The 3,647-nt window shown below is 44.8% G+C and carries 6 protein-coding genes; 4 read left to right on the forward strand and 2 right to left on the reverse strand.

Going from position 1 to position 3,647, the window contains the following annotated elements; all coding sequences use genetic code 11:
• Together A3757_RS03335 and A3757_RS03340 are read right to left on the reverse strand one after the other, a co-directional pair.
• On the reverse strand, nucleotides 1-846 hold an 846-nt coding region (locus tag A3757_RS03335), incomplete at its 3' end, for an NAD(P)/FAD-dependent oxidoreductase (protein ID WP_068739175.1).
• A gap of 1 nt (nucleotide 847) precedes the next feature.
• The gene (locus A3757_RS03340; protein WP_068510051.1) at nucleotides 848-1,012 is read right to left on the reverse strand and encodes a rubredoxin; all 165 of its coding nucleotides are present in this window, start codon (nucleotides 1,010-1,012) and stop codon (nucleotides 848-850) included.
• A gap of 259 nt (nucleotides 1,013-1,271) precedes the next feature.
• Here A3757_RS03340 and A3757_RS03345 point away from each other — a divergent pair, with 259 nt between their 5' ends.
• The 4 genes from A3757_RS03345 to A3757_RS03360 all read left to right on the forward strand — a co-directional run.
• The gene (locus tag A3757_RS03345; protein WP_068552532.1) at nucleotides 1,272-1,832 is read left to right on the forward strand and encodes a hypoxanthine-guanine phosphoribosyltransferase; all 561 of its coding nucleotides are present in this window, start codon (nucleotides 1,272-1,274) and stop codon (nucleotides 1,830-1,832) included.
• A complete protein-coding gene (locus A3757_RS03350) occupies nucleotides 1,832-2,341 on the forward strand; it encodes a chorismate lyase (RefSeq protein ID WP_068552536.1) in 510 nt (169 codons plus the stop codon). Before A3757_RS03345 ends, A3757_RS03350 begins: the two co-directional genes overlap by 1 nt.
• 4 nt (nucleotides 2,342-2,345) lie before the next feature.
• Nucleotides 2,346-3,227 (forward strand): 4-hydroxybenzoate octaprenyltransferase, encoded by an 882-nt coding sequence (gene ubiA / locus A3757_RS03355; RefSeq protein WP_068510056.1) that lies wholly within the window; start codon nucleotides 2,346-2,348, stop codon nucleotides 3,225-3,227.
• Between the two features lie 119 nt (nucleotides 3,228-3,346).
• A partial coding sequence (locus A3757_RS03360; RefSeq protein ID WP_156506146.1) for a response regulator occupies nucleotides 3,347-3,647 on the forward strand: 301 nt, incomplete at its 3' end.

The raw sequence follows: 3,647 nt of genomic DNA on the forward strand, positions 1-3,647 counted from the left end.
GCAGTCACCTAAGGCGTAGACATCTTCTGCACTAGTTTGTAGCAAGGCGTTGGTGACAATCCCTTGCTGGCATTCAATCCCCGAGTCTTGAGCAATTTGTATATTGGCTTTCAGGCCGACGGCAGAAATAACCAAGGCACACTCAAGTTCTTGGCCATTACTTAAACGAGCAAGCAAACCATTTCCTTGTTCAGTGATTTCGCTTACATGAGCTTGCATTTCAAACTGACAACCTGCATCACTAAGGCCTTCGATAAGCGCTTGTCCGGCCTCTTCAGGAATCAAACTGTTTAAGGCTGATTTTGAAGGGTCAACGATAGTTACCTTATAACCGCTTGCCAATAAGTCATTCGCGTATTCACAGCCGATTAAGCCGGCACCCATGATCAGTACATGGTTCTGGCTTTCTGAGCAGTTTTCGCCTAACAAAGAACGAAAACGGCGGTAGTCCATTAGGTCATTGATTGAAACGACTTTCTCAAGCTCACTTCCGGGAAAACTGAGCTTATTGACCTGAGCACCACAAGCAAGCACTAGCTTGCTGTAGTCTAAGCGTTCTTCACCTATCAGGATTGCTTTGGCAGAAGTATCGATTCGGTCAACACTCGTATGATTTCTGATTGAAATATTGTGCTGTGCCGCGAACTTTCCCGGGTCGGCCATTGATAGCTCATCAGCCTGCTTGCCTTTGGCAAGTGCTGTCGAGAGCATAGGCTTGGAATAAGAGTGTGCGTCATCCTGAGTGATCACAATAATCTCGCTTTCCTGGTCCAGCTTGCGAACCTCCTTAACAAGATTATATCCGGCCAAGCCACTACCAATGACAACGATAGGTGAAGTATTCATGTTAAATCTCTACCATTTCAAAGTCTTCTTTGCCTACACCACAGTCAGGGCAAAGCCAGTCTTCGGGTACATCTTCCCATGAGGTGCCCGCTTCGATGCCATCATCAGGCCAGCCTTCGCTCTCATCATAAATTAATCCGCAGACTACGCATTGCCACTTCTTCATTCTTTATACCTGTATTATCAAAATGTTACTTGCCTTTCGAATGCATACAAACATGCCTCTCTGGTTTACACTAGCGCCCGCTTGCTTATGCGAAGAGAAGATTCTAGTTTAGAGAATAAATGTTGCCTCATTCACTTAGCGGGCTAATTTACCGAATCAGCTCGATCAGCACAAATCTTTCACTATTTCAGCGATAGTAACTTTGCGGCCAGGCAGGCTCACAGATATAATCTGCACAGCCATTTTATCAGGAAGATCTATGTCCAATACCAAAACCGTCGAAGCCCAGAAAGTCTTTAATGAGGCCGACTGCCTAATCGATATGTCTGAGCTAAGTGATGCAATTGAAAAGACAGCCAAAGATATTGAGCAAGACTTAGCGACCGACAACCCTCTGGTTATTTCAATTATGAATGGCGGTTTGGTGTACTGTGGTCACTTACTCGCTCATTTGAATTTTCCACTAGAGCTGGATTATTTACACGCTACCCGATATGGGAATGAAACCTCTGGCAGCCGCTTGGACTGGCTGGCTAAGCCGGTAAAAGCACTGTCGGGCCGAACCGTTCTTCTGGTTGATGATATCCTTGATGAAGGGCATACCCTCTTACATGTACAGGATTATTGTCGGCAGCAAGGTGCAGCGCGTGTTCTGACGACGGTTTTATTGGATAAGCAACATGACAGAAAGGCGACCAAGGATCTGCTCGCTGACTATACTTGTTTAAATGTTGAGGATCGTTTTGTTTTTGGTTTTGGTATGGATTATCAAGGCTATTGGCGGAATGCGCCGGGTATTTACGCAGTTAAGGGCATGTGATGCTAAAGCCAGCCGCTCGGCGGATACCCGACTGGAAAGTGCCTAAACAATATGGTTCCTGGGTCTTTGATCAAGGTTCACTTACCAAGAGGCTTATCGAAGCATCAAATAATAACTTTAGTGTGCGTGTCACTTATCAAGGCTGGGCTGTACCAAGTCTTGAGGAGAGGCGGATACTAAAAGTGAGAGAGCGTCAGAAAGCGCTGGTCAGGGAAGTTGAGCTGCTTTGTTTCGGAGAAGTATGGGTGATAGCGCGCAGTATTATTCCGAAAACAACGCTAAGTGGTTATGAAAGACAGCTTCAGTATTTGGGAGATAAGCCTTTAGGCGCATTTCTGTTTAAATCCAGAGTTATGACGCGTAGTAAGCTTGAAAGTGTCTCCTTGGTGAAACAGTTTAAAGAACCCGTATTTGGGCGGCGCTCGGTATTTTTTCTTCGTCAGAAACCATTGCTGGTGAGCGAACTATTTATGCCTCGGGTATTTGAGGCAAGCAAACGAGAGAAATAGGCATATGAATACTCAGAGTAAACCCGCGTTTGCAAGTGTTGCAATGGACTACGTAAGGCTTGCGAGGTTGGATAAGCCTATAGGTATTTATCTGGTTTTGTGGCCAACGCTTTGGGCATTATGGTTTGCTGCCGAGGGCATACCAGCTATGGATGTGTTAGCTATTTTTATCGCCGGCTCTGTTTTCATGCGCTCGGCAGGCTGCGTAATCAATGACTTTGCGGATAGAAAAATAGACGGTCATGTAAAGCGCACTGAAGCTCGCCCTCTGGTGACGGGGCGGGTGAGTGCAAAACAGGCTTTGATCTTTTTCGCCGTTTTATGTCTGTTGTCTTTCATCCTGGTTTTGTTTACCAATGAACTGACAATTTACCTTTCATTTGGTGCACTCGCACTTGCTTCTGCTTATCCCTTCATGAAGCGCTATACTTATTTACCACAGGTGGTCTTAGGTGCTGCATTTGCCTGGTCCGTTCCTATGGCTTATGCCGCGCAAGTGAATGAACTGCCTGCGCATATCTGGTTGATCTATATGGCAACAGTCTTGTGGACCGTTGCTTATGATACGATGTATGCCATGGTCGATAGGGATGATGATATCAAAATCGGCGTTAAATCCACGGCCATCTTATTTGGTTCGGCTGATCGGGCGATTATCGCATTTTTGCAGGTTTTGGTGATATTGACGCTGAGCTTGTTAGGTGAACAGCTTGAAATGGGGCAGTTTTACTTTCTGAGTATTGTCGTTGCGTCGGTACTATTTGTATATCAGCAGCACTTGATTCGCCATCGTGACAGAGATGAGTGCTTTAAGGCGTTTTTGAACAATAACTGGGTGGGTATGGTTTTATTCCTGGGACTGTTTCTAGACTTTTATGTCAGGTGAATTGTAAAACTTCGCAAAAAGGAGCGCTCATTAGGTTCTCAGCATAGGCTTACAGTGTAGTGTCATAAAACTGTAACAGCTTGCCGTTTTAATACAGTTTGATTTTTGGAGTAAGTACTATGTCAGAAAAAACCGTATTAATTGTTGATGATGAAGCATCAATCAGAGAAATGATTGCTGTTGCTTTAGAAATGGCTGATTACAATTGTATCGAAGCTTCAAATGCGCAGGATGCATTTATTGCTATTGTGGATCAACGTCCCGATATGATTTTACTTGATTGGATGTTGCCAGGCACTAGCGGAATTGAATTGGCAAGACGCTTGAAACGCAATGAAGCGACCAGTGATATCCCTATTATTATGCTGACAGCTAAAACCGAAGAGGATAATAAAGTACAGGGTTTGGAAGTCGGTGCCG

The organism is Oleiphilus sp. HI0117 (genome assembly GCF_001635235.1).

Bases quoted from the DNA above. Each gene is read 5' to 3' on its own strand.
- A3757_RS03340 (WP_068510051.1), bottom strand. From the start codon at position 1,012: ATGAAGAAGTGGCAATGCGTAGTCTGCGGATTAATTTATGATGAGAGC.
- A3757_RS03345 (WP_068552532.1), top strand. From the start codon at position 1,272: ATGTCCAATACCAAAACCGTCGAAGCCCAGAAAGTCTTTAATGAGGCC.
- A3757_RS03350 (WP_068552536.1), top strand. From the start codon at position 1,832: ATGCTAAAGCCAGCCGCTCGGCGGATACCCGACTGGAAAGTGCCTAAA.
- ubiA (WP_068510056.1), top strand. From the start codon at position 2,346: ATGAATACTCAGAGTAAACCCGCGTTTGCAAGTGTTGCAATGGACTAC.